This is a genomic window from Pseudomonas sp. FP2294 (assembly GCF_030687625.1).
GTDB lineage: Bacteria > Pseudomonadota > Gammaproteobacteria > Pseudomonadales > Pseudomonadaceae > Aquipseudomonas > Aquipseudomonas shahriarae.
In genome coordinates this window covers 3,162,616-3,186,229 of record NZ_CP117441.1, presented here as the reverse complement: position 1 = coordinate 3,186,229, position 23,614 = coordinate 3,162,616, and the positions used below count along the sequence as shown (strand labels likewise).

The window sequence follows — 23,614 nt, the reverse complement described above, 5'->3', positions numbered from 1 at the left end:
GAATGCATCGGCCATGACCGACGATAGAAGCAAGCCAGCGCAACGGTGAAGCCCCGACAAGCCCGTAAACCCTAACCCGGAGCTTTTCTCATGGCAATGACTGTCTCGCAATCAATCATTGGAGTGGATGTCGCTAAAGCCGAAGTAGTTGTTTATCAAAGTGAAACTGCTGAAACAAAGATCGTATCGAACAAGAAAAACGAGCTGAAGGCATGGCTGAAGTCTTTGCCTGCGGGCAGCGCCATCGCAATTGAAGCCACCAATATCTATCACGTGGATACCGTCAATTTGGCTCATTCGATGGGCCATATCGTTTACGTGATTGATGGATATCGCCTTAGCCATTACCGCAAAGGCACAGGTGGTCGCGCTAAAACAGACTTCAGTGATGCGCAGTTGCTGGCTCGCTACTTGAAGAATGAACAGGCTGATTTACGCGCTTGGAATCCGCCGCCGAAGATTTATACCAAGCTTCAAAGCTTGCTGCGTCGACGCGCAGCACTGGTGAAAATGCGTGTTGCACTGAATCAGAGCTGGGCGGGCGAGCCATCACTCAAGGCCTCGTCCAAGAGCATTTCAGCGTGTCTTGATAGGCATGAGGGGCTCATTGAGAAAAGGATATTAGATGCTGTTACTGAGGCGGGGCTTTTGCATCAGGTCAAGCGCTGCCAAACCGTCGAGGGCATTGGTTTTCTGACAGCGGTTGCCCTGGTAATGGCGTTTCAGCGAGGAGAATTTGAAAGTGCTGACGCTTACATCGCGTTCTTGGGAATGGACTTGAGAGTATCCGATTCTGGGCAAATGAGCGGACGCCGCTCATTGAGCAAGAAGGGAGATTCAGAGATACGCAGATTGCTGCATAACGCGGCGTCAGCAGGTATCAGGTCAGAAGCCTGGAAACCTTTATACGAGGGTTATCTAGCCAGGGGCCTGAAAACGACTCAAGCCCTGGTCATCATTGGCCGCAAGCTGGCGCGCATCGCCTTTTCGCTCATGAAAAACCTGAGCGAATACCAGTCAAAAGCGGTTTTGGGGGCTTCCCCAAAACCATAGAATCTCCCACATTGGAGAGTCTTTACTCAGCCGTCGCAGCCTCTGCGACGGCTTTTTTTGTGGGCCATGAAAAGTACAATCTTCCATCCGGAACGTGCATGTTGCGCTGCGACCAAGCGCCACATACTGGGCGTGTCTTTACGAACGTTCCCGGTTGTTTTAAGCCTCCTGCCGAGTGAGCAGGGCGCAGGCAGGCCAGGAATGGGGATATCCAATAATAAAGAGAGCACCCATGAAAAAGCCAAACCCTCTGTTGGAAGACCTCAAGTCGGTCTTGCCCGCGATTGCTGCCAATGCCTTCGCCGCCGAGAAAGATCGCAGCGTACCTGCCGAGAACATCGCGTTGCTCAAGGGCATCGGCATGCACCGGGCATTTCTGCCGAAAAAGTACGGAGGCATGGAAATCTCCCTGCCGCAGTTTGCCCAGTGCATCGCTTTGCTGGCCGGCGCTTGCGCAAGCACCGCGTGGGCCATGAGCCTGCTGTGTACCCATAGCCATCAGATGGCTATGTTCTCGGTCAAGTTGCAAGACGAGGTCTGGGGCGTCGACCCCGACGCCACCGCCAGCAGCAGCATCGCGCCATTTGGGCGTACTGAAGAAGTGCCGGGTGGCGTGACCTTCAGCGGTGAGATGGGCTGGAGTTCGGGTTGTGACCACGCCGAATGGGCGATCATGGGCTTTCGCCGCAAAAACGCCGAAGGCACCCAGGATTACTGCTTCGCGGTACTGCCGCGCAGTGACTATCAGATTCGTGACGACTGGTATGCCGTGGGCATGCGTGGCAGCGGCAGCAAGACCCTGATCGTCGATCAGGCTTTCGTGCCCGAGCACCGTATCCAGAAGGCCAAGGACATGATGGAAGGCAAGTCGGCGGGCTTCGGCCTGTACCCCGACAGCAGGATTTTCTTCGCCCCCTACCGTCCGTATTTTGCCAGTGGTTTCTCCACCGTCGGCCTGGGCGTCGCCGAGCGCATGCTCGAGGTGTTCCGCGAAAAAACCAAAAACCGTGTGCGGGCCTACACCGGTGCGGCCGTCGGCGCCGCGACCCCTGCGTTGATGCGTCTGGCCGAGTCTACTCACCAGGTGGCCGCCGCACGCGCCTTACTGGAAAAAAGCTGGGACGAGATCGCCGAGCACAGCGAGCGCCATGAATATCCAAGCCGCGGCACCCTGGCGTTCTGGCGGACCAACCAGGGCTACGCCACTAAAATGTGCATCCAGGCGGTGGATCGCCTGATGGAGGCGGCGGGCGGTGGCGCCTGGTTTGAAACCAACGAACTGCAGCGCCTGTTCCGCGACGTTCACCTCGCCGGCGCCCATGCCTACACCGACTATGACGTTTGCGCACAGATTCTCGGGCGCGAATTGATGGGCCTGGAGCCTGACCCGGCGATGGTCTGACCACGCTACGCTTACCTATAAGAATAATCAGGGCAGGGCCTTCAGCCTGTCCGGGAGTCTTGCATGTCTATTGAAAACCAAGTCGATACCCGCGCCTTTCGCCGTGCCCTGGGCAATTTTGCCACCGGTGTCACCGTGGTCACCGCCGCCGACGCCAGCGGGCGCAAGGTCGGTGTCACCGCCAACAGTTTTAATTCGGTGTCTTTGGACCCGCCGCTGATTCTCTGGAGCATCGACAAACGCTCCACCAGTCACGCCGTGTTTGAAGCCGCCACGCACTTTGCGGTGAATGTGCTGGCCGCCGATCAGATTGACCTGTCGAATAACTTTGCCCGGCCCCGGGAGGACCGTTTTGCCGAGATCGAATACCAGGCGGGTGCGGGCGGGGCGCCGGTGTTGGCCGACTGTTCGGCACGCTTTGAGTGTGAGAAGTACCAGCAGGTCGATGGGGGTGATCACTGGATCATGATTGGCAAAGTGGTGGCCTTCGACGACTGCGGCCGCTCACCGTTGCTCTATCACCAGGGCGCCTATTCCATGGTCCTGCCACACACCCGCATGACCCGCCGTGAGGAGGGCCAGCCAGCGAGCAGCCATTTCCAGGGGCGCCTGAGCCATAACCTCTATTACCTGATGACCCAGGCGCTGCGGGCCTATCAGGCCAGCTACCAGCCCCGCCAACTGTCCACCGGCCTGCGCACCAGTGAAGCGCGGATGCTGATGGTGCTGGAGAACGATGCCGGCCTGAGCCTGGCCGAGTTGCAGCGCGAAGTGGCAATGCCGGTGCGCGAGATCGAAGAGGCGGTGAACAACCTCAAGCGCAAGGCGTTGGTACGCGATGATCAGGACCGGGTAAAGCTCACCACCAAGGGCATCGACGAAACCGAGTCGTTGTGGACCATCGCCCGAGAGCAGCAGGACACGGTCTTCAGCCAATTCAGCGAGGAGCAACTGGAGACCTTCAAGACGGTACTCAAGGCAGTGATCCGGCACTGAGCGCGACGGGTCAATCCAGGTGTTGGAATTCTTTGACGATAAAGTCGATAAACACCCGGGTCTTGGCCGGCAGGTGGTGTCGTGAGGGGTAGACGAGGTTGATTTCCAGGCGAGGCAGGCTCCAGTCGCTGAGGATCGGCACCAGGCGCCCGGCGACGATATCGTCGTGGATCACATAAGTGGGTTGCGCGAGAATGCCCTGGCCCTGCAGCGCGGCCGCGCGCAACAGATAGCCGTCGTTGGATTCCAGCGCCGGAGTGGCGGGCACCGTGATGGTCTGGTCTTCGCGCTGGAACGTCAGCTCATAGGGATCGGTGGCGTAGGTGTAGAGCAACAGATGATGCTCGGCCAACGCCTGCGGATGTTGCGGGCGGCCGCAGCGCTCGAGGTAGTCCGGCGAGGCAGCCAGTATGCGTCGGGTATCGGTCAGGCGGCGGATCACCAGGCTGGAGTCCGGCTCACTGTCACGGGTGCGCAGGGCGACGTCGATGTTGTCGTCAATGATGTCGTGGTAGCGGTTCTCGGCCACGATATCCAGGCGTACATCCGGGTACTGCTCCTTGAACTTGGGCACCAGCGGCAGGATATGTTGCAGGCACAGGGATAAGGATGCAGTCACACGCAACACCCCATGGGGGTGGTTTTTGCTCGCGCTGACGGCCTCGGTCGCGCCTTGCATCGCCGTGAGGGCTGCCTTGGAATTGGTGTAGAACACTTTGCCGACTTCGGTGACGAACAAGCGCCGGGTGCTGCGCTCGATCAGCCTCACGCCCAGGCGATTCTCCAGTGCCGCCAAGTGCCGGCTGGCCGCCGCACTGGACAGGTCCAGGGCGTCTGCGGCCTTGGTCACGCTGCCCAGCTCCGCGACCTTTACAAACAACTCATATTCGGTCCAGCGATCCATCAGCATTGCTCCACTGCGCGCAAGGGTGTTTTCCAGTTACAGCATTTTTCAGGTGTATGCCGACCGTTAAGCTTTTTTTGCCCCTGCCAGTCTAGCCGTTGAGTGCAGGGAAAAACTTGATTGGAGTCGAAATGAGCAAGCATCTGGATGTGGTGAAAAAGTACTTCAAGTATTGCGTCGACGGTAAGGATGTTGAGCGCGTAGCGGAATTTTTTGCCGACGATGTGGTGGTTCACCGCCCCGATTGTCCGGCACCTATCGTCGGTGTCGAACCGTTCAAACAGGCCTTGCGCCTGAACGTGACCGAGCGCTACGAGTCGATCGCGACAACCTTCCAGAAAGAAGTGGTGGCCGGTGATGTGGTGGTGGTTGCGTTGATGCATCACGCCAAGGGTTCCAACATCTGGCATGGTTTTGATGTGAGCGGCAAAGACCTGTCCTGGAGCGCGTTGACGTACTTCCGGTTCAATGCCGAAGGCAAAGTGGTCGAGGAAATCGTCGAGCGCAATGAGCTGTTCATGGCCAAGCAACTGGGGATTGTCGAGTACGACTGACCCGGGCGATTCCCCTGCAGGGACGCAGGCGCACAGCGCACTTTCACTGTGCCAGTGAAACTCTTGACGCGTGCGGGTGGTTTTTCTCGGCGGGGCGAAGGGTAACGATGGACTTGCTGTTTTTGCCTATTTTGATTGGAGTCCTTTTATGGATCTGGTAAGCCTGTCCAAGCGTCGTTATACAACCAAACTCTTCGATTCATCGCGCAAGATTCCCGTGGCAACCATTGAATTGTTGCTGGAACAACTGCGCAACAGCCCGTCTTCCGTCAACTCGCAGCCCTGGCACTTTGTCATTGCCCACGAAGACGAGGGTAAAGCTCGGATTGCGGACAGTATGCAGGGTGGTTTTGAGTTCAATCGCGCGAAGACCCTCGATGCCTCCCATGTGATTGTGCTCTGCACGCGTACCCAGATGCCCGAGGAGTACCTGCAGGCGCTGCTGGAGCAAGAAGCCAGCGATGGGCGTTTTGTGGATGAGCAGGCCAAGGCCGGGCAGGACAAAGGCCGGCGGCGGTTTGTCGATCTGCATCGTTATGACTACAAAGACCTGCAACACTGGATGGAAAAGCAGACTTACCTGGCCCTGGGCACGCTGTTGCTCGGCGCTGCTGCCCTGGGCCTGGATGCCACGCCCATGGAAGGCTTTGACATTAAGGCGCTGGATGCCGAACTGGATTTGCGCGAGCGCGGCTTTACCAGCCTGGTGGTGGTGAGTGTGGGTTACCACAGCCATGAGGATTTTAATGCGGGCCTGCCCAAGTCCCGCTTGCCGGCGCCGGTGTTGTTCGAATTTATCTAAGGGGGGCTGTGGCGAGCGGGGCAAACCCGCTTGCCGTTCAGCTAAGAGAGGGTGTAGGCAATCGGTAACCTGTGGCGAGGGAGCTTGCTCCCGTTGGGGCGCGAAGCGGCCCTAAAATGCGACTGCTACGCACAATAAGCCATAGGCTCCAAGCTTGCTGTCAGCTCACCGGTGCCAGCCACCCGCGCAGCATCTGCGGATGGCGCGCCAGCCACTCCCTGGCCGCCTCATCCGCCGAGCGTTCACCCCGATTGAATGCATCATCCAGCTCGGCAACGATCGGGTTCGACAGACGAATATTATCCAGCACCTGAATCTCTGCCCGGGTCAGCAACGCCAGGCGATCTTCCCGTGCCAGCAGCACTGCCCGATCCACATTACCGAGCAAACCCCTGGGGTCCTTCAGTTCGCGGATACGGTAGCGGTGGTGCAGGAACTGCGGATGCCACAAGGGCACGATGCCCCAGTGCCCTTGGCGATACAGGGCCTCAAAAGCGTCGATGCAATCGTCCTGAGTGCCGGTGCGGAATTGGTAGCCGGCGTCGCTCAAGCCGTACTCATCCATGATTTTCAGGGAAAACCGGGTAATTCCCGCACCCAACCCAATGCCCTGGATCAGCGGGTGCATGCGCGCGCGAACCTCGGGTTTGCGCAGGTCGTCGATGGATGCCACGTCAGCCTCGCTTACATAGTCGGGCACGCCCCACATGGCATAGGGCTGGTAATGCAGGCCCAGTTCACGGGCGGGCACGGCCTGTCGGTACACGCCATGGCTGCATGGCAGCCAGGCCGAGGCCAACATGTCGATGGTGCCTTCGCGCAAGCGCTCGAAATTCACTTCGTGCAGGGCATATTGCCGTTCGACAGTCAGGCCCATGCGCTGCAGGACCAGCGCCACCACGGCGGCGGTGGCGCGATGGAAGGACAGATCGGTGACGCCCAGGCGCACCACACGCGAGCCGTTGGCGATATTGGCCAGGGAAAAGTCCTGGTGGGTCACGGTCGGCGTTTTTGCTGGGCGCCGGGGTGGGGGTCTGCGCATGTTGCTTCCTTCAAGAGCTGCGGCTGATCACGGAGCTAGAGGGTGGGGGCCGGCGCTGCATCAATCTTCACGCGCAGCAGGCTGTAGGGCTTCTGGCGCAAGTCGCGACCTGCGTGGAAGATGCCCTGGCGATGCAACTGGTTGGCCATGAAGTACAGGTAGCCGTCCGGCCCGATGGACAGGGTGTCGGGCCAGAGCACACGCGGGTCGTGGACGATGGTCTGCCACTGTCCATCCGCCAGGCGTTTGCGCACGCTGTTGTGTTCGTAGTCGCCGGCATACAGGGCGCCGGAGGCATCGGCTTCGAGGCCATCGGAAGCGCCTTTTTCCCCCAGGTCCTTGACCGCCATATCCAGCCGCGCTTCGCTGACCGAGGTGTCACGCAGCAACGCGGTGGGTACCGAGTACAGATGGCGGCTGGACAGCGGGCAGAAGTACAGCGTCTGGCCGTCAGCGGACAGGGCGATGCCATCGGACGCTACCGCAAACGGACGGGTGCTGCCGTCGGTGTTGCGAACCTGCAAGACCTGGCCTTCGACCTTGGGCACGAAGTTCGGGTCTACCGAGGTCGAGGTGGCACCGCTGAGTCGGCGCAGGGCAGTGCCGCTGGCAATGTCCATGACGATGATCGCCCCGGGGCCGCTCAGGGAAGAGTCGGTGATGTAGATCACCCCTTCATCGCCCACCCGGAAGTCAAAACGCATATCGTTGACGTAGGTGCTGGGCAGCATCACGTTTTTCGGGAACACCAGGGTCTTGACCACTTTGTTGGTGGCCAGATCGACGGCTACCAACTTGGCACCGCCCGGCGTTGGCGAGGCGAAACCGGGGGCGGCAGTGTCCAGTATCCAGATCCGCCCGCGACCATCGGCCACCACACTTTGCACGCTGATAAAACCCTTGGCCGGGTCTTTCGGATCGGCCTGGTTCATAGCCAGGTCAGGGTAGGGCACGACCTGGCCATCGCGCAGTTCACCCACGGTGAACGGCACCGCGTCGCCCCAGCGTGGAAAATTGACAAAGATCCGCCCGTTTTCGGCAACGCTGACGCCGGTGGGCATGGCGTCGTGGAAGGCGAACACCTGCTCGAGGGTGCCAATGGTTTGCTCGCTGGGCATCGGTTGGGCCTGAGCCGCCTGGCTGCTGATGGCAATCGACAAGGCCAGGGCAGACCAGATAAAGGAGTGCTTGAAGTGCATGAAAAGCTCCGGGAATCCGCAGGAAGGGGCGCGTTGCAGCCCATGGTGTGCGTTCCCGGTCCATGGAAAAACCCACGAATGGCGCTAACAGTTTCATCGCAATCGAGAAAGTGCAGGGCGTTTGAGCCTTGATTTGCGGCGGTTCCAGGTAAATCTGCGGTTGCATGCGCCACTGTTCGCCCGCCAACAGTCAATCAACAGTTTGCTGATTAACCGTGTGTGGCATGGCTATGGAGCTGTCGCAAAGTGAGGAATCATGGGGTTCTCAATCTTGGCGTAACTCGTGCAACGGAGCGCACCTGGCTATATAACTAACGCATCCACGTCGCTCTGCACGCGGGTTTACACCGGCGCAGGCGATGGCATGAGCATTCTTCGGGCAACCAGTAAGGGCGTATTTGCATGAGTGAAACCGAACGCGGACAGGCGACAAAGGCCATCCGCAACGCCGATGTGCTGATCATCGGCGGGGGCCTGAGCGGCACGCTGCTGGCCGTGCAGCTGTTGCGTTTGCCCGGCACGCGGAAGGTTCTGGTGATCGAGCCGCGCATGGAGCTGGGGCGAGGCGAAGCCTATAGCGCGGTGGAGCTGGGGCACACCCTCAATGGCAATGCGGCGCGCATGAGTGTGGACCCGGACAACGCCGATGACTTGACCCACTGGTTGAGCGAGTACATCGCCGCCGGCGGCTGGCCGGAATCGGACCAGCAGCACGTGCCGGTCAGCGAGCTGTTTCCACCTCGGGGGATCTTTGGCGTGTACGCGCAACAGCGGCTGGCGCAGGCTCGGGCGGGATCGGCGTCAACCGTGGAGCATATTCGCGCCGAAGTCATCGACGTGCAGGTAGAGCCGGGCGGCGTGCGCCTGACCCTGGATGACGGCCAGGCACTGCGCGGTGCCCGGGCCGTACTGGCCACCGGTATGTTTCCGGCGGCGCGCACGCCACAAACCCACTCCAGTGGTGTGAATGCGGCGGCGGTTGATCCGTGGGATGTGCGCGCCATGACGCAACTGGACCCACACGCCACGGTGTTGATCATCGGCTCCGGCCTGACCATGGTCGACGCCGTGGTGTCACTGGAACAGGCTGGCCATCGCGGGCCGATCGAGATCTTTTCGCGCCATGGCCTGTTGCCCCATGTGCGCCGGCAACCCCCTACGTGGGCGGACTTTCTCGCTGACGATCATGGCCTGCGCAGCCCACTGCAATTACTGCGGGCAGTGCGCCGCGAATGCCAGAAAGCCCTGGCCCAGGGCATCGACTGGCAAGCACCGCTGGACACCGTACGCGCCCATATCGGTCGTTTGTGGAGCCAGGCCAGCGAGCGCGAGAAACGCCAGTTCGTGCGCCATGTGCGGCCCTGGTGGGAGAGCCATCATCATCGCTCGCCACCCCTGAGCGCCGAACTGCTGGCGCGCCTGCACGGGGAGGGGCGCCTGCGTATCCACGCGGCCTCGTTCCTGGGCCTGGAGCCCACGGTAAACGGCGAAGTGACCCTGCGCCTGCGCCGTCGTGGCGAACAGCACACCACCCACTTCAGTGGCGCGGCGTTGATCAACTCCAGCGGGATCGAATACGACTGGCGCCGCGTGGCCCGGCCGTTGCCCAGGCAATTGCTGGCCCGCGGCTTGATCAAACCCGGGCCCTTGGCATTGGGGATAGCGGCGGATGCCTCGGGGGCGGTACTGGATGAGCACGGCGTTGTGAGTGAGCGACTCTTCGCCATGGGCCCGCCGCTGCGCGGTATGTGGTGGGAGAGCACGGCGGTGACGGATGTGGCGCTTCAGGCCAAGGCACTGGCGCTAAAGCTGGCGCAACTCTAAAGGTGGGAGCTGTGGTGCATCCAAAATCGCCCCGCCGACAAGGCCCCCTGTGGGAGCGGGCTTGCTCGCGATGGCGGCAGCTCAGTCACCGTTTCTAGCGACTGACCCACCGCCTTCGCAGGCAAGCCAGCTCCCACCTTTGATTTGTGGTGGGGCCAAAACTCTCTGCCCCGCGCAGATCCCCTGTGGGAGCGGGCTTGCCCGCGATAGCGGCAGTTCAGTCACTGTTTCTGGCGGCTGACCCACCGCCATCGCAGGCAAGCCAGCTCCCACCCTTGATTTGTGGTGGGGCCAAAATTATTTGCCTCAGTGAGATCCCCTGTGGGAGCGGGCTTGCTCGCGATGGCGGCAGTTCAGTCACTGTTTTTGGCGGCTGACCCACCGCCATCGCAGGCAAGCCAGCTCCCACATTTGATTTGTGGTGGGGCCAAAATCATCTGCTCCAGTGAGATCCCCTGTGGGAGCGGGCTTGCTCGCGAAAGCGGCAGTTCAGTCACTGTTGCTGGCGGCTGACCCACCGCCATCGCAGGCAAGCCAGCTCCCACATTTGAGTTGTGGTGGGGCCAAAATTATCTGCCTGAGTGAGATTCCCTGTGGGAGCGGGCTTGCTCGCGAAAGCGGCAGTTCAGTCACTGTTTCTGGCGGCTGACCCACCGCCATCGCAGGCAAGCCAGCTCCCACCTTTGATTTGTGCTGGGGCCAAAATTATCTGCTCCAGTGAGATCCCCTGTGGGAGCGGGCTTGCTCGCGAAAGCGGTAGTCCAGTTACTGTTTCTGGCGGCTGACCCACCGCCATCGCAGGCAATCTCCCACCTTTGATTTGTGGTGGGGCCAAAATTATCTGCCCGAGTGAGATTCCCTGTGGGAGCGGGCTTGCCCGCGATAGCGGCAGTTCAGTCACCGTTTCTGGCGGCTCACCCACCGCTATCGCAGGCAAGCCAACTCCCACATTTTGGATCTACGTTTATCTTGGGGCTGCATCCAGCCTGACAAACCCGGGCTTGAGCCCGAATACCTCTACGCCTTGGGCGGTAGACTGGCCCGTGGTGACTGTCATCCGTTCCACCGGCTGGTCCATTGCCGCGCGGTACTCCACGCTCATGGTCCCGGCATCATGGCTGATCGCCTGGGCCGGCACGATGATCGCCTGGTCATTGTTGTAGGTCACGACGGTCAGGCGTGCGCTCATGCCCAGGCGGACCCTTTGCAGTTGTTTCTCGGTCAGTTTGGGAATCGACAGGGTCACCGGAAATTGCGCGCTGCCCTGGCTGTCATTGGCGATCGCCAGGCCGCTGACGACGCTGACCGAACCGCTCAGGTGTTCGCCATCGAAACCGTCGCCCATGACTTCCACCGGCTGGCCCTGATGCAGCTGGTTGATATCCAGCTCCGAGACTTTGGCGACGATCTTCAGGCGTTCGATATTGGCCAGCCCGAACAACACCTGGCCCTGGCTGACCTTGCTGCCCGCCTGTACCGGCGCGTTGCTGTTGCCGCTGCCTTGCGGGGTGGCGCTGCCCGGTGGCGGCACGACGATCCCGGAAAACGGCGCCTTGACCTCCTGGCCTTCGAGCAGTTTGCGCAGGGCGTCGTACTTGACCGTGGCGTTGGTCAATTCCATGTCTGCAATCTGCCGGTATTCACCCTTGCCCTGATCAAGGGCCTGTTGCAGTTCACTGCGGGCGGCGGTCAGGTCCAACTGTTGCTGCTGGGCCTGTTGCTTGAGGTCGTCCAGTTCGTTGCGTGGGATGATGCCGCGCTTGAACAGGTTCTCGCTTTCAACCAGTTTGCGCTGGGTGTTGTCGGCGCTCATTTGCGAGGTGCGCAGGCTGCGTCGTGCGCGGCTGACGGTGGGGCCGCTGTCCCAGTCCTGCATTTCCTGCACGGTCCGCCGGGCCTTGAGCTGGGCGGAGAGCGCTTCACGCAGTTGCACTTCGAGGGTGGCGGGGTCCATGCGTAACAGAACCTGGCCGGCTTCGACCCGTTGCCCCTGTTCCACCAGGTTGGCCTGCACATTGCCGTCGAAGGGGGCTGTCAGGGTGACGGTGGTGTCCGGTTCGATCTTGCCCACCAGGCCGATCTGGTGCACCAGGGCTTCGCGCTTGACCTCCAGCCATTGCTCGGCCGTGCCGGTCTGATCGGCGGCAGGCGTTGGGCGACTGAGCAGCGCGAATCCGCCAGCGCCCAGCAGTATCAGCAGTGCAACGCCCAGCAGGGCTTTTTTAGTAGTCATTGAGGGCGATTTCCCAACTTTCCAAGGTCATGCCCAGCGTCAGGTCGAGCTGGGTCTGGGCATTCAGGTAAGCAATCAGGGCATTGAGGCGGGCGTTTTCGGCGTTGCGCAAGTCCGCTTCGAAACTCAGCACCTGGAAGTTGGTGGAGCGCCCGGCGCCGAGCTTGTCCCGTTCGATCTCGATCTTGCGCCGGGACAGTTCCACCGCCCGCTGGGCAATTTCATACTGGCGCCAGCGGGTGCCAAGGTCGCGCACCACGTTATTGACGCTACGCTCCAGTTCCTGGCGCGCGTCGGTGATCAGGATGGCCTGGTTCTCCACATTGACCCGTGCGCGCACTTCGGCCTGGCGGGTACTGATATCGCCGATGGGAATGCGCACCTGGACCCCGGCATAACTGTCCCAGCGCCGATTGCTGGTACTGCCCGCGTCGTTGTCGGTGTTGGCGCGGATCTGATTGGCGCCGCCCACCAGGTCGACCTGCCAGCGCCCGGAATCCTTGGCCAGCACCAGGTTGAGGTCGGCCTGTTGGCTGCCCAGCAGCGCCGAAAGGTATTCGGGCTGCTGGTTCTGCGCCAGGTTAAAGGCCTCACGCTTGTCGATGTCCATGCGCGTGGCCTCCAGGGCTTCGGTGGCACGGATCGGGGTCGCCAGGTCCAGGGCCAGCAGGCGCAGCAACGCCAGGCGGCTCATGTCCAGTTGGTTCTGGGCTTCCTCGACCCCCAGTTGCTGGGAGGCGATGTCGGCCTCGGTCTGCACGATTTCGAACTCGGCCATGCGCCCGGCATTGATCAAGGCCTTATTCACGTCCAGTAGGGTATTGGAGCGCTTGAGGGCTTCCTGGGCGATGCTCAGTTGCTCCTGGGCACGCAGCAAGTCGCGGTAGGTGGCGATGATCTGGCTGATGGTCTGCGCGACGTTGGCCTTGAGGTTCAGGCGGTTGGCTTGCTCGGACAGGCGTGACAGCCGTAGCGGGGCGGTGGTGGCATCCCAGCCGGCGCCACGCATCAGTGGCTGGATGATGGCCAGGTCCAGGCCGTCGCTGCGGTAGCGCCCGGCATGGTTGGCGTTGTTCAGTTGCTGGGTCCAGCCCATGCTCAGGCGGGTGCCGTACTCGCCGAGCAAGCTGGTGGTGGGTGACAGGTTGGCATTGCGGGCGCGGTCGTCGCTGCCCTGGGTGGTGCGGTAGGCACTGTTGAGCACCAGCTTGGGGTTGAAGGCATCTTCGGCCACTCGCAAGTCGAACTTCTGCGCCACTCGTTGCAGGTAGGCGCTGCGAATCGCCGGGTTGTTGCGCAGGCCCAGGTACACCGCGTCGCCCAGGGTCAGGGTGGTGAGCTGGGCATTGAGCGAGACACTGTGCTCATAGCCGCTGCGGGTGGTGGTCGGCGCCGAAGGGCGGATCACGATATCGGCGGCCACGCAGGGCAGGCTCACCAGGGCAATCAGCCACAGCAGGGGTTTATTCATCGCGCAGGGCCTCCACCGGCTGCAAGCGTGACGCCGAGACTGCCGGGTAGATCCCGAAAAACAATCCCACCAGCAAGGTGCTGCCCACGCCCAGGGGCAGGGCCGACACCGCCAGGGAAAACTGCCAGCCCGACAGCCAGGCATAGAGATAGGCGGCCCCCATGCCCAGCACCGCGCCGCACAGGGCGCCGACGGCGGTGAGGGTCACGGCTTCGAGCAGGAACAGGTTGCGGATGTCGCGCTGGCGAGCGCCGAGGGCCATGCGGATGCCGATTTCCCGGCGGCGTTCCGAAACGTTCATCAGCATCACATTCATCACCCCGACCCCACCGCCCACCAGGGAGATGGCGCCCAGGGCCAGCAACAGATAGGCGAAGGTGCGGCTTTGCCGGGTCATGCCGTCGATCATTTGCTGGGGGATCTGGATCTCGACGGTGTGCTCGGTAAGTTGCGCGCCCAAGGCCTTGGTGGTCTCGACGGCGATGTGCTCCATGTCCTGGCCGGCTGCTGCGCGCAGGACCACGCTGCCAACCTGCGGCGAGGAATAGATACGGCGCATACCGGCTGCCGGGATGAACAGTGACTCGTTGGTTTGCACCGGAATCAGCATCGACCGCGGCTGGTTCTGCAGGATGCCGATGACCAGGTACAGGTAGTCGTTGACCCGCACCCGATCGCCCAGGCGCAGCGGGTCACCGGGCGCGCTTAACGCCTGGGCGATCTGGTCGCCGACCACCGCGTAGGTTTCGCCGCTGTCGAACTCGGACAGGAAGCGCCCTTCGCGCAGCGCCAGGCGCATCGCCTCCTTGAGGCCAGGGGTGCTGCCAATCAAGCCGGCGTTGGTGGTGCGGCCATGAAAGATCACCGGCCCGCTGAATGAGGAAATCGCGCCGATGTGGGCGATGCCCGGCACGGCCTGGCGTACGGCTTGTAGATCGAGGTGGGTGGGCATGTGCGCATTGCTGTTGCCTTTGGGCGGGAACTGCGCCACCAGGGTGTCGGTGCCCATGTCCTTGAAAATCATCGCGGCATCTTCGGCGGCGTTATGTCCGATATTGATCAGCGCGACTACCGATGAACTGCCGATGACGATCCCCAGCAGGGCCAGGATCGAGCGCTTGCCCAGGGTACGCAGGCTGACAAAGGCTTCATGCAACAACTGGCTCAGGCTCTGTTCGACCCGCAGGCTCATACGCACTCTGCCTCGTGGACCACGCCGTTGCGCACCAGGATCTGGCGATCCAGGCGTTCGGCGATATGCGGGTCGTGGGTGACGATGATCAGCGTGACGCCTTGATCGTGGTTCAGGGCCAGCAGCAGGTCCATGATGTCCTGGGCGGTGTGGCTGTCGAGATTGCCCGTGGGTTCGTCGGCCAGAATCACCGCCGGTGCGCCCACCAGCGCGCGGGCAATCGCCACCCGCTGGCGCTGGCCACCGGACAGGTCGGCGGGGCGATGATGGGCCCGTTCGGCCAGCCCAACTTGCTCCAGCATGTGCAGGGCCCGCGCCACCGACTCCTGGCGCGACACACCGCGATAGCCCAGGGGCAGGGCAACGTTGTCCAGGGCGCTGAGGCGCGGCAGCAGGTTGAAACTCTGGAACACAAAGCCGATCTGTTGGTTGCGGATCGCGGCCAGTTGATCCGGCGTGGCGTGGAAAATGTCATGGCCGGCGAAGTGATAGGCGCCGCAGTCGGGCAGGTCCAGCAGGCCGAGGATATTGAGCAGGGTACTTTTGCCGGAGCCCGAAGCCCCGAGAATGCCGCAGCTTTCTCCCCGGGCGATAGAGAGGCTGACGTCATTGAGAATGGCCAGGTGCTGTCCGGCCAATTGGTAGCTTTTGCCGATGCCTTGCAGAGAAATAAAGCCTGGGAGCGTTGGAGTATCTGTCATCATGACTACGCCTTGCGCTGCGGCAATCCGGCTTGCTCCTGAAAATCGTTGTAACATCTTCAGGGCCTGCGTGACGAGTGCCAATAGCTGGTTTTTATTCTTTTTTTAAAAACATTGTTTGAATAGTAACTGTGATGCCACAGCTTCGCCAGCCACAGAAATAGAGCGGTTGTTCTGGTGGCAGAGCCTATACCGGTGGCTGGAAAACGCCTGCTCCTGCCCTGGGCAAGCCGTTTACAGGGCGAGCGGCAACGCGCTTGGATAGTATGGTGCAGTGTCACTACTTGCTTTCAAGCATCCGCCCCGGTATAAAAAATCAAATTTTTTTTTAAAACATATTTCCCCCGTGGAACTTATATGGTCGCGAAGAAACTCAGCGCTCCAAATGTAACCAAGACTCGACTGCTGGATGCGACAGAGGCTCTTTTCATCAAGTACGGCTACGACGCCGTGCTGTTGCGGCAAATCACCGAGAAGGCTCAGGTCAATCTCGCCGCAGTAAATTATCACTTCGGGGACAAGGACTCCCTGATGAAAACATTACTGATGCAACGCCTGGAGCCGCTCAACGAGCAGCGCCTGGAGTTGCTCGCCCGGTGCGAGGCCGAGTCTGACGGCCCGCTCGACTGCGACACCTTGCTGGGTGTGCTGTTCGCCCCGGCCATGGGCCTGGAGCGCAGTGATCCGGCCAGCGGCGAGGGGCGGTCCTTTATTCGTTTCCTCGGGCGGGTCTACAGTGATACCTCGCCGTTTATCCAGGAATACCTCAAGGTGCATTACCAGCCGGTGTTCCAGCGCTTCTTCGAAGCCTTCGCCCTGGCGTTGCCCGACCTGCCGCGCAATGAGCTGGGGGTGCGCCTGCAATTTGCCCTCAAGGCGATTTCCGGGGTGATGGCCGGGACCGAACTGCGCCTGCTGATGAACTCCATGAGCCTCGGGCGCCCGGCCACCGACGCCGAAGTCATGGCCAAGCTGATCACCCTGGTCTCGGCGGCCATTCGTGTGCCGCAGCAAAGCCCGGAAGCTGAAACGGCGCTGGCGCGGGTACTCGATACCCAGCGTGCGATTCGCGGCCAGTCGGCGCTGCCGGCAACCGGTAAAGTTGCGCGCTGAGCAAATCACGCGCAAAAAAAAGCCCGCTGGGGCGGCGGGCTTGATGTACAACGTTTGTAACGGATGAGGCTTCACAGTACGTCTGCGGATGTGAATAAAACGTGAAAAAAATGTGGATCCAATATTAAGTTGCAGCGTTTTTCAGATTTTCCACGCCTTGGCACTTTTTGCCAATCGGGCGTGCATCGCGTCTACATTTGCCGCCAGTTGCGCGGTCAATAACCGATAGCCATCCAACGCACTGTGCACTGGCGCCTCCAGGGCAGCTTGGGGATCAGGCGCAGCAAGGCTGGTTCGTTCCAAGCGTTGCGTGGCGCCGGATTGCAGGGCCCGCGCCATCCCGATCAACTGCACACGAATCTGCCGATGCTCAGCCTTGAGCGCCAGTTGCAAGCGCGCCATGGCCTGCTCATCCCGTGGGTCAGGGCGGGTATTGCCGAGAATTTCCAGGGTGCTGATGCACATCCGTAGATGGCGCTGGATCGCGTCCAGCTCGGTCATGGAAATCCGCACTTCCTTGGACACCGACGGCATCAACGAACGCAGTTGCAACATCGCCGCATTCAAGCGATTGAGCAGCTTGAGGTGCTCGTCATCGGTGACCGACTGGCCACTGATGATCCGGCTGTAGATGCCGGCGCAGTCGCGCAGCGCGCTGGCCAGGTTGTAGCGCCAGGAGTACACGGCATACAGCGGCAGGGCGAAGGAAAACGCCAGGGCCAGGGCGATGCCGATCAGGATATCGACGGTGCGCCACAGGCCATCGGACAGCGGGTTGTCCCCGTGGCCGGCGACGATGAACACGGTGATCCCCGACAGCAACGCGGTGTATCCACCCTTGCCGATGGCGTGATAGGAAAAAAAGCCACACACCACCGACATCAACAGGTAGGTCAACAAGGGTTGGCCCAGATAAGCCTGTTGCGCCACCAGCAGCAGGCCGACACTGGCCCCGATCAGCGTGCCATAGGCCCGCTCCACCGCTTTCTTGCCGATATTGCCGTGGTGCTGCAAGCCGCCAATCACCACCAGCATGGTCACCGAGGCCCATTCACCGTGGGGCAGGTTGATACCGGTGGTCAGCAGGATGGTCGCGAGCAGGCCGATGGACACCCGTACCGCGTGGATCAGTTTGGCATGACGATAACGGCGATAGGGGTCGAGCAGCGGTCGCAACAGGCGGCGGGCGAAGGGCGGCAGATTCATCGGGATTAAGAAGGCCTCATCGGTAGGTGGGAGCTGGCTTGCCTGCGATCGCACCACCTCGGAGTCACTGACACACCGAGGCACCTGCATCGCGGGTAAGCCCGCGCCTACATGGGAGCAGTTTAGAAAATATAGTCGGTGGTCAAAAAGCTCGACGCCCTGTCCCGAATGATATCGCTGATCAGTGCTTTGTTGCTGTCCTGGAACTTGGTTGCCACCAGGGTGCGGATCGAGAACACCCGCAGGGCGTCATGCACCGACAACGTGCCTTCGGCCGAGTTCTTGCGGCCATTGAACGGGAAGGTGTCCGGGCCGCGCTGACATTGGGCGTTGATATTGATCCGGCCCACCTGGTTGGCGAAGGTGTCCACCAGGCGCCCGACTTGCGCCGGGTCGGTGCCGAAGATACTCAACTGTTGGCCGAAATCCGACTCCAGGACGTAGTCAATCACCGTTTCCAGGTCGCGGTAGGGCACGATCGGCACCACCGGGCCGAACTGCTCCTCGTGGTACACACGCATCTGTGGGTTAACCGGGTACAGCACCGCCGGGTAGAAGAACGAGCCACGGCTGGCACCGCCATTGGCGTTCACTACCTTGGCCCCGTGTTGCGCCGCGTCGGCTACCAGACCGTTGAGGTAATCCACCTTGCCTGCTTCCGGCAGCGGCGTCAGCGACACGCCTTCGTCCCAGGGCATTCCCGGTTTGAGGCTGGCGAGTTTGTGGTTGAACTTCTCGATAAAACGTTCGACCACGGCTTCATGCACAAACAGGATTTTCAACGCGGTACAGCGCTGGCCGTTGAACGACAGCGAGCCGGTGACCGCTTCGTTGACCGCGTTATCCAGGTCGACCTCAGGCAATACGATGCCGGGGTTCTTCGCATCCAGCCCCAGGGCTGCTCGCAAGCGATGTGGGCGCGGGTGCAGCTTCTTCAAGTCACTGGCTGCCTTGTTGGTGCCGATAAACGCAAAGATATCCACCTTGCCGCTGGCCATCAGCGCACTGACGGTCTCGCGGCCGCTGCCATAAATCACATTGATGACGCCGGCCGGGAAGCTGTCGCGGAAGGCCTCCAGCAATGGCCGGATCAACAGGACGCCGAGCTTGGCCGGCTTGAACACCACGGTGTTGCCCATGATCAGCGCCGGGATCAGTGTGGTGAAGGTTTCATTGAGCGGGTAGTTGTAGGGGCCCATGCACAGGGCGACGCCCATGGGCACGCGGCGGATCTGCCCGAGGGTGTCCTGTTCCAGCTCGAAGCGGCTGGAGCGGCGGTCCAGCTCCTTGAGGGCATTGATGGTGTCGGTGATGTAGTCGCAGGTGCGGTCGAATTCCTTCTGGGAATCCTTGAGGTTCTTGCCGATTTCCCACATCAGCAGTTTCACCACGGCATCGCGCTGTTCGCGCATGCGCCGCAAAAACGCCTCGACATGCTGGATACGCTCGACCACCCGCATCGTAGGCCATTGGCCCTGGCCACGGTCGTAGGCCCGAACTGCGGCGTCGAGGGCGAGCAGGGCGGTCTCGGCATCCAGCAGCGGCGTGCTGCCGATAATCACTGGGGTGTCGCCGTCGGCACCGGCCAACTGGACAGGGCTGCGCACCTGGGCCAACGGGCCGTTCCAGGTGCATAACTGGCCGTCCACCAGATAGTCGCGTTGCTCGATGGGGGCGGCGAGGCGAAATTGTTCGGGAATGCCTTCGGCGGTCGGGAACAGATTGGCAAGCAGGTGAGTGGTGGTCATGTCGCTACCCCTGGAGTGGTTGCACAGCTTGAGTCAGAGATTCCCCCATCGGAGGGCTCTGTTGCAAGGCTTACACGCATTTCCCTACGCACACTGGGGCGCGGCGGGTAAACTACGCGGCTTTCTTGAAGGAGTTCATATGAGTCAGTACCAGCCGGGCATTCTTGCCGCACCGGTGCCGTTGCAGGCACGCCATCTGTTTTTCGCCATCGAGTCCATCGACGCCGTGCCGGCAGCGCTCGACGCGCTGGTGCAGTTGGTCGACTCGGCAGTGGTGGTGGGTTTGGGTGAGCCGCTGGTCAAGGCACTGGGCGCGCACATCGAAGGGCTGCGCAGTTTTGCGCCCATCTCGGCGCCGGGTGCCCACAACCCATCCACCCAACAGGCGCTGTGGTGCTGGTTGCATGGCGAAGACCGTGGTGAGTTGCTGTTGCGCAGCCGGGCCTTTGAAAAAGCCCTGGCGCCGGGCTTTCGCCTGGTGCAGATGACTGAAGGTTTCCGCTACAAGACCGGCTTTGACCTGACCGACTACGAAGACGGCACCGAAAACCCCCATGACGACGCCGCCGTCGAAGCCGCCGTTGCCGGCAGTGGCGCCAGCTTTGCCGCAATCCAGCAATGGCAACACGACCTGGACGGTTTCGCCGCCTTGCCGGCCCAGGAGCGCGACCACATCATCGGGCGTCGCCATGGCGATAACGAAGAGCTGGACGACGCCCCCGAGTCCGCCCACGTCAAGCGCACCGCCCAGGAGAGCTTCACCCCCGAAGCCTTTGTGGTGCGCCGTTCCATGCCCTGGGCCGAAAATGGCCAGGCCGGGTTGATGTTCCTCGCGTTCGGCCACTCCTTTGACGCCTTTGAAGCTCAGTTGCGCCGCATGAGCGGCCTGGAAGACGGGATTGTCGATGGCCTGTACCGCATCAGCACACCGTTGACCGGTGGCTACTACTGGTGCCCGCCGCTCAAGGATGGGCGTCTGGACCTGGGCGCGATCTTCGCGGCCTGAGCCAAACGCTTGTAGGAGCCCACAAACGGGCTCCTATGAGGTCAGGCGCCGCGCATGGCTTCCAGCCACGCTGGATCCAGGCGCGTTTGTTCAGCCTTGATTCCCAGCGCCTTCATCTGCGCCTTATGTTTCTCGATCTCCCCGACCAGTTGCGCCTGGGCGCTGGAATTGGCGTCCAGTTCATGCATCTGCGTCAGCCCCAGGTGATAGAACCGCAGCAGCTTCATCGCCGTCGGGTCGTTGGCCTGGACCCGCTCGGTCACCTTGTGCATCACATTGGTCACCCGCATCAGGCTGCGCTTGAGCTGCCAGCCATAGATCGCCGGCGCCAGCCAGGCCTGTGACCAGAGCGGACCGCGTACCAGGGCGATAGTCAGCACTACGCCGGCCGCCACTCCCCCGATATTGAAACGAAAGTTGTCGCCGCCGGGCTCGCCAAACAGCATCACGGCCAGGCTCGACAGCAGCATGGCCAGGGCGATGAAGATCACCGCGACAATCAGCGTGCTGCGGCGGGTCTGCTGGCGATAGGTTTGCGGATCGACAGGTTTGATCTCAAACATGCGGGATGCAGTCTCCATGAACTAAGTAGGGGTATTGCGCGGCGCGGCATCTTCTCATGGTTTGTGGGTGGGCGTGAGAAAGTTGAACGATGGCAGCCGGGGTTTTCTCTAACGCATGTATGCATCGTCAGCAAAGCGAAGGAGATGACTGTGACTGAACAATCGAACAAGCCCGATGGCCCGCATTCGTCGGAACACGCCAGTGATCAGCACGATTTGGGGTTTGACCCAGACTCACCGGATGTGGCCGACCCGCAGGTCGACCCGGTCGGCCCGGCCGTTGCGCCGTTGGACAAGAAGCACAAAGCCGGCAAGCAGCCGGCTTATGATCCCTTGGGCGATCTGAAACCATAACTTCACGCCCATCAGTGCAGGAGCTGGCAAACCAGCTCCTGCCGCAGCCCCTACAGGCGCTTGGGGGCGATCCAGGTGACGTCGGTGATGCCGTATTTCTCCGCCCATGGCCGCGTGGTCTTCTTGGTGCGCTCGTGGCCAGGACGGCCAATGCGCCCGACGTGGGCCACCCCGGCGTCACAGCTGGCCCAATGCCATGCCTCGGCGTTATTCATCACCTCCGCACGCACTACAAAAGACTTGGGCTCGCCATGCAGCCTGTATTGGATGGTGTAGATCGTTGCCGTGCCCATATTGCCTCCCTGTTTTGATATGGAGTTGATGCAATTAGGTTCAGAAAGGTTCAGAAAGTTTGCGCCCCATTCCTACGATCTATTGCCACAGATCAGTATTGGCAGCGGCAACGGTTACGGGTATTAGTGAAACCTTCGCCCGCGCCCAAGGATCGCGCCATGTCCCAGGATTCACCGAGCCTGACCCACAGCCGCCTGTACCTGCAACGCCTGGGGTATGACAGCCCGCCAGCACCCACTTTGGAAACCCTGGCGCAGTTGCAATTGCGCCATGTCTGTACCTTCGCCTTCGAAAACCTCTCGGTGCTGGCGCAACTGCCAGTGCCCCTTGATCTGGCCAGCATCGAGCAAAAAGTCCTGTTCGACGGGCGGGGAGGTTATTGCTACGAACTGAACCAGATGTTCCTGGCCTTGTTGCAAGAACTGGGCTTCGATGCTCGGGGCATCACCGGTCGGGTGGTCATAGGCGGGCCGCCTGATGCCCACACCCCGCGTACCCATCGCCTGAGCCTGGTGACCCTGGCGGGTGTGCGCTACATCAGCGATGTCGCGTTTGGTGGCATGGTGCCAAGCAGCCCGCTGCAACTGGACAATCTGGCGCCACAGGCCACGGCCCATGAACCCTATCGCCTGACCTTGAAGGACGGCAGCTACACCCTGTGGGCCCAGGTTGGCGAGGAATGGCGAGGGCTGTACGTGTTCGACCTGCAGCCGCAGTCGCACTTCGACTATGAACTGGGCAACTGGTATGTCTCGACCCACCCCGATTCGCCGTTCATCAAACAGTTGAAAGTGGCGCTGATCGGGCCCGGCCTGCGGCGTACGTTAAACAACGGCAACTACGCCGTTCATCACGTGGGCGGTGACAGCGAAAAACGCTCGATCACCGACGTCGACCAATTGCTGGAACTGCTGCGTGAAGCGTTTGGTTTGCGCGTGCCCAAGCACCCACAGCTACGCCCGCGACTGGCGCAACTATTGGTCGATAGCTGATAGGCCTACTCTGGAAGGCTTGATCCAGAGCCTTCGCTGAAGCGTTTTACCTCCAACTCCAAGGCAAATTAAATCGAACCTTTTGCAAAGCAGGGGGTTCGAACCGTTTCTTGAATAATTTGCCCACCTAAAAAGGAGATGTAAAACGATGTCCAAACTATTCGGAAAAATCCTCAAGAATTCCTCGGTCCTGGCCCTGGTTGCCGCACCGGCGATGGTATTCGCTGCGCCGTCCACCGATCCGATTTCCACCTTCGGTATCCTCGGCAGCTACAACGACTTCAAGCTTGAAGGCGGTAGCGAAAGCGACAAGGACCATATGCCGGAAGCCGGCCTGTTCTATAACTTTGGCAACAAGCTGACTGCCGAATCCGGCTTTATCTACCAGGCCGGCGTGGACGCCAAGTTTGGCAAGAAAAGCGACAACAAACTCAAGGAAGGCCAGGCCGACCTCGACCTGGGCTGGCGCGCCGCGCTGGATGCGCGCAACTTTGTCGATGTGCTGGTCGGCGGTGGCTACAGCTGGACCCGTTATGAGCCGGACTCTGGCGACTACGACATGAAACTCACCAACAAGTCGCCGTTTGCCAAGGCGGCGGTGGGTTACAACCATCAGTTCGACAGCATGACCATGCGCGTCGAAGTGGGCGCCCGCCATACCATTGACGGCCGCGCCAAGCTCAAGGTTGACGGCATTGGCAGCGACACCGTGGACCTCAAGGACCGCACTAATCCCTACGCCGAAGTCAGCTTGCTGATGAACCAGAACGGCGACCTGCCGGTGATGGCGGGCCTGTACTACACCCGTACCGAGTACAAGCTCGACGCGGACTCCGAAGTGGCCGATAACACCAAGCTCAAGCGCGATGAGTACGGCTTCAAGGTCGGTCTGGCTTTCTAAGTCGGCTGTTGCGGGCGCCGGCGTTCTGTAATGGAGCGCCGGTCGCCCGACCCTGTCCGCCCAA

The 23,614-nt window shown here is 61.1% G+C and carries 22 protein-coding genes; 11 read left to right on the top strand and 11 right to left on the bottom strand.

Going from position 1 to position 23,614, the window contains the following annotated elements; translation table 11 throughout:
- Nucleotides 1-90 precede the first annotated feature (90 nt).
- From PSH73_RS14035 to PSH73_RS14025, 3 genes are all read left to right on the top strand, one after another.
- Nucleotides 91-1,053, top strand: coding sequence for an IS110 family transposase (locus PSH73_RS14035; protein WP_305460755.1), 963 nt, complete (start codon nucleotides 91-93; stop codon nucleotides 1,051-1,053).
- Nucleotides 1,054-1,285: 232 nt separating this feature from the next.
- On the top strand, nucleotides 1,286-2,455 hold the full coding sequence (locus PSH73_RS14030) for a p-hydroxyphenylacetate 3-hydroxylase oxygenase component (RefSeq protein ID WP_057440975.1): 1,170 nt from the start codon (nucleotides 1,286-1,288) through the stop codon (nucleotides 2,453-2,455).
- A gap of 63 nt (nucleotides 2,456-2,518) precedes the next feature.
- Nucleotides 2,519-3,451: a p-hydroxyphenylacetate 3-hydroxylase reductase component gene (locus tag PSH73_RS14025; protein ID WP_115128375.1), complete on the top strand. Its 933-nt coding sequence runs from the start codon at nucleotides 2,519-2,521 to the stop codon at nucleotides 3,449-3,451.
- 10 nt (nucleotides 3,452-3,461) lie between these two features.
- Here the strand turns inward: PSH73_RS14025 and PSH73_RS14020 are convergent, their stop codons facing one another.
- Nucleotides 3,462-4,355, bottom strand: a complete 894-nt coding sequence (locus PSH73_RS14020) for a LysR family transcriptional regulator (protein WP_057959325.1) — start codon at nucleotides 4,353-4,355, stop codon at nucleotides 3,462-3,464.
- Nucleotides 4,356-4,486: 131 nt separating this feature from the next.
- Between PSH73_RS14020 and PSH73_RS14015 the strand changes: the two genes are divergently transcribed.
- Nucleotides 4,487-4,909, top strand: a complete 423-nt coding sequence (locus PSH73_RS14015; protein ID WP_169960646.1) for an ester cyclase — start codon at nucleotides 4,487-4,489, stop codon at nucleotides 4,907-4,909.
- A gap of 148 nt (nucleotides 4,910-5,057) precedes the next feature.
- Nucleotides 5,058-5,711: an oxygen-insensitive NAD(P)H-dependent nitroreductase NfsB gene (locus tag PSH73_RS14010; RefSeq protein WP_057959317.1), complete on the top strand. Its 654-nt coding sequence runs from the start codon at nucleotides 5,058-5,060 to the stop codon at nucleotides 5,709-5,711.
- 160 nt (nucleotides 5,712-5,871) lie between these two features.
- On the opposite strand, the gene PSH73_RS14005 is transcribed toward PSH73_RS14010, so the two are convergent.
- Entirely contained in the window at nucleotides 5,872-6,753 is an 882-nt protein-coding gene (locus tag PSH73_RS14005) for a glycine betaine ABC transporter substrate-binding protein (RefSeq protein WP_305460752.1), read from the bottom strand.
- A gap of 35 nt (nucleotides 6,754-6,788) precedes the next feature.
- Nucleotides 6,789-7,952, bottom strand: a complete 1,164-nt coding sequence (locus PSH73_RS14000; protein ID WP_115128373.1) for an L-dopachrome tautomerase-related protein — start codon at nucleotides 7,950-7,952, stop codon at nucleotides 6,789-6,791.
- A 402-nt stretch (nucleotides 7,953-8,354) separates the two neighbouring features.
- On the opposite strand from PSH73_RS14000, the gene PSH73_RS13995 reads away from it, so the two are divergent.
- The gene (locus PSH73_RS13995; RefSeq protein WP_273873025.1) at nucleotides 8,355-9,776 is read left to right on the top strand and encodes an FAD/NAD(P)-binding protein; all 1,422 of its coding nucleotides are present in this window, start codon (nucleotides 8,355-8,357) and stop codon (nucleotides 9,774-9,776) included.
- A 964-nt stretch (nucleotides 9,777-10,740) separates the two neighbouring features.
- On the opposite strand, the gene PSH73_RS13990 is transcribed toward PSH73_RS13995, so the two are convergent.
- From PSH73_RS13990 to PSH73_RS13975, 4 genes are read right to left on the bottom strand one after another with little or no spacing between them, the layout of a single operon-like run.
- Nucleotides 10,741-12,009, bottom strand: a complete 1,269-nt coding sequence (locus tag PSH73_RS13990) for an efflux RND transporter periplasmic adaptor subunit (RefSeq protein WP_057959327.1) — start codon at nucleotides 12,007-12,009, stop codon at nucleotides 10,741-10,743.
- Nucleotides 11,999-13,480, bottom strand: coding sequence for a TolC family protein (locus tag PSH73_RS13985; protein ID WP_057959328.1), 1,482 nt, complete (start codon nucleotides 13,478-13,480; stop codon nucleotides 11,999-12,001). The genes PSH73_RS13990 and PSH73_RS13985 overlap by 11 nt, the downstream gene beginning before the upstream one ends.
- Entirely contained in the window at nucleotides 13,473-14,672 is a 1,200-nt protein-coding gene (locus PSH73_RS13980) for an ABC transporter permease (protein ID WP_169960650.1), read from the bottom strand. The genes PSH73_RS13985 and PSH73_RS13980 overlap by 8 nt, the downstream gene beginning before the upstream one ends.
- Nucleotides 14,669-15,376, bottom strand: coding sequence for an ABC transporter ATP-binding protein (locus PSH73_RS13975; RefSeq protein ID WP_057959330.1), 708 nt, complete (start codon nucleotides 15,374-15,376; stop codon nucleotides 14,669-14,671). The genes PSH73_RS13980 and PSH73_RS13975 overlap by 4 nt, the downstream gene beginning before the upstream one ends.
- Nucleotides 15,377-15,730: 354 nt before the next feature.
- On the opposite strand from PSH73_RS13975, the gene PSH73_RS13970 reads away from it, so the two are divergent.
- Complete coding sequence (locus tag PSH73_RS13970; protein ID WP_057445041.1) at nucleotides 15,731-16,486, top strand: TetR/AcrR family transcriptional regulator; 756 nt, start codon at nucleotides 15,731-15,733, stop codon at nucleotides 16,484-16,486.
- Between the two features lie 141 nt (nucleotides 16,487-16,627).
- On the opposite strand, the gene PSH73_RS13965 is transcribed toward PSH73_RS13970, so the two are convergent.
- Complete coding sequence (locus PSH73_RS13965) at nucleotides 16,628-17,692, bottom strand: FUSC family protein (protein WP_057959331.1); 1,065 nt, start codon at nucleotides 17,690-17,692, stop codon at nucleotides 16,628-16,630.
- 122 nt (nucleotides 17,693-17,814) lie between these two features.
- A complete protein-coding gene (locus PSH73_RS13960) occupies nucleotides 17,815-19,440 on the bottom strand; it encodes an NADP-dependent glyceraldehyde-3-phosphate dehydrogenase (protein WP_305460750.1) in 1,626 nt (541 codons plus the stop codon).
- A gap of 139 nt (nucleotides 19,441-19,579) precedes the next feature.
- Between PSH73_RS13960 and PSH73_RS13955 the strand changes: the two genes are divergently transcribed.
- Entirely contained in the window at nucleotides 19,580-20,446 is an 867-nt protein-coding gene (locus PSH73_RS13955; RefSeq protein WP_057959333.1) for a Dyp-type peroxidase, read from the top strand.
- A 41-nt stretch (nucleotides 20,447-20,487) separates the two neighbouring features.
- Here the strand turns inward: PSH73_RS13955 and PSH73_RS13950 are convergent, their stop codons facing one another.
- A complete protein-coding gene (locus PSH73_RS13950) occupies nucleotides 20,488-21,009 on the bottom strand; it encodes a DUF3087 domain-containing protein (RefSeq protein WP_057959334.1) in 522 nt (173 codons plus the stop codon).
- A 150-nt stretch (nucleotides 21,010-21,159) separates the two neighbouring features.
- Here PSH73_RS13950 and PSH73_RS13945 point away from each other — a divergent pair, with 150 nt between their 5' ends.
- Nucleotides 21,160-21,363 (top strand): DUF6021 family protein, encoded by a 204-nt coding sequence (locus PSH73_RS13945; protein ID WP_305460748.1) that lies wholly within the window; start codon nucleotides 21,160-21,162, stop codon nucleotides 21,361-21,363.
- 50 nt (nucleotides 21,364-21,413) lie between these two features.
- Here the strand turns inward: PSH73_RS13945 and PSH73_RS13940 are convergent, their stop codons facing one another.
- Nucleotides 21,414-21,656, bottom strand: a complete 243-nt coding sequence (locus PSH73_RS13940) for a DUF6555 family protein (RefSeq protein ID WP_057436926.1) — start codon at nucleotides 21,654-21,656, stop codon at nucleotides 21,414-21,416.
- Nucleotides 21,657-21,815: 159 nt separating this feature from the next.
- Here PSH73_RS13940 and PSH73_RS13935 point away from each other — a divergent pair, with 159 nt between their 5' ends.
- Together PSH73_RS13935 and PSH73_RS13930 are read left to right on the top strand one after the other, a co-directional pair.
- A complete protein-coding gene (locus PSH73_RS13935) occupies nucleotides 21,816-22,649 on the top strand; it encodes an arylamine N-acetyltransferase (protein WP_057959335.1) in 834 nt (277 codons plus the stop codon).
- 148 nt (nucleotides 22,650-22,797) lie between these two features.
- Nucleotides 22,798-23,550: an outer membrane beta-barrel protein gene (locus PSH73_RS13930; protein ID WP_057436922.1), complete on the top strand. Its 753-nt coding sequence runs from the start codon at nucleotides 22,798-22,800 to the stop codon at nucleotides 23,548-23,550.
- Nucleotides 23,551-23,614: the final 64 nt, after the last annotated feature.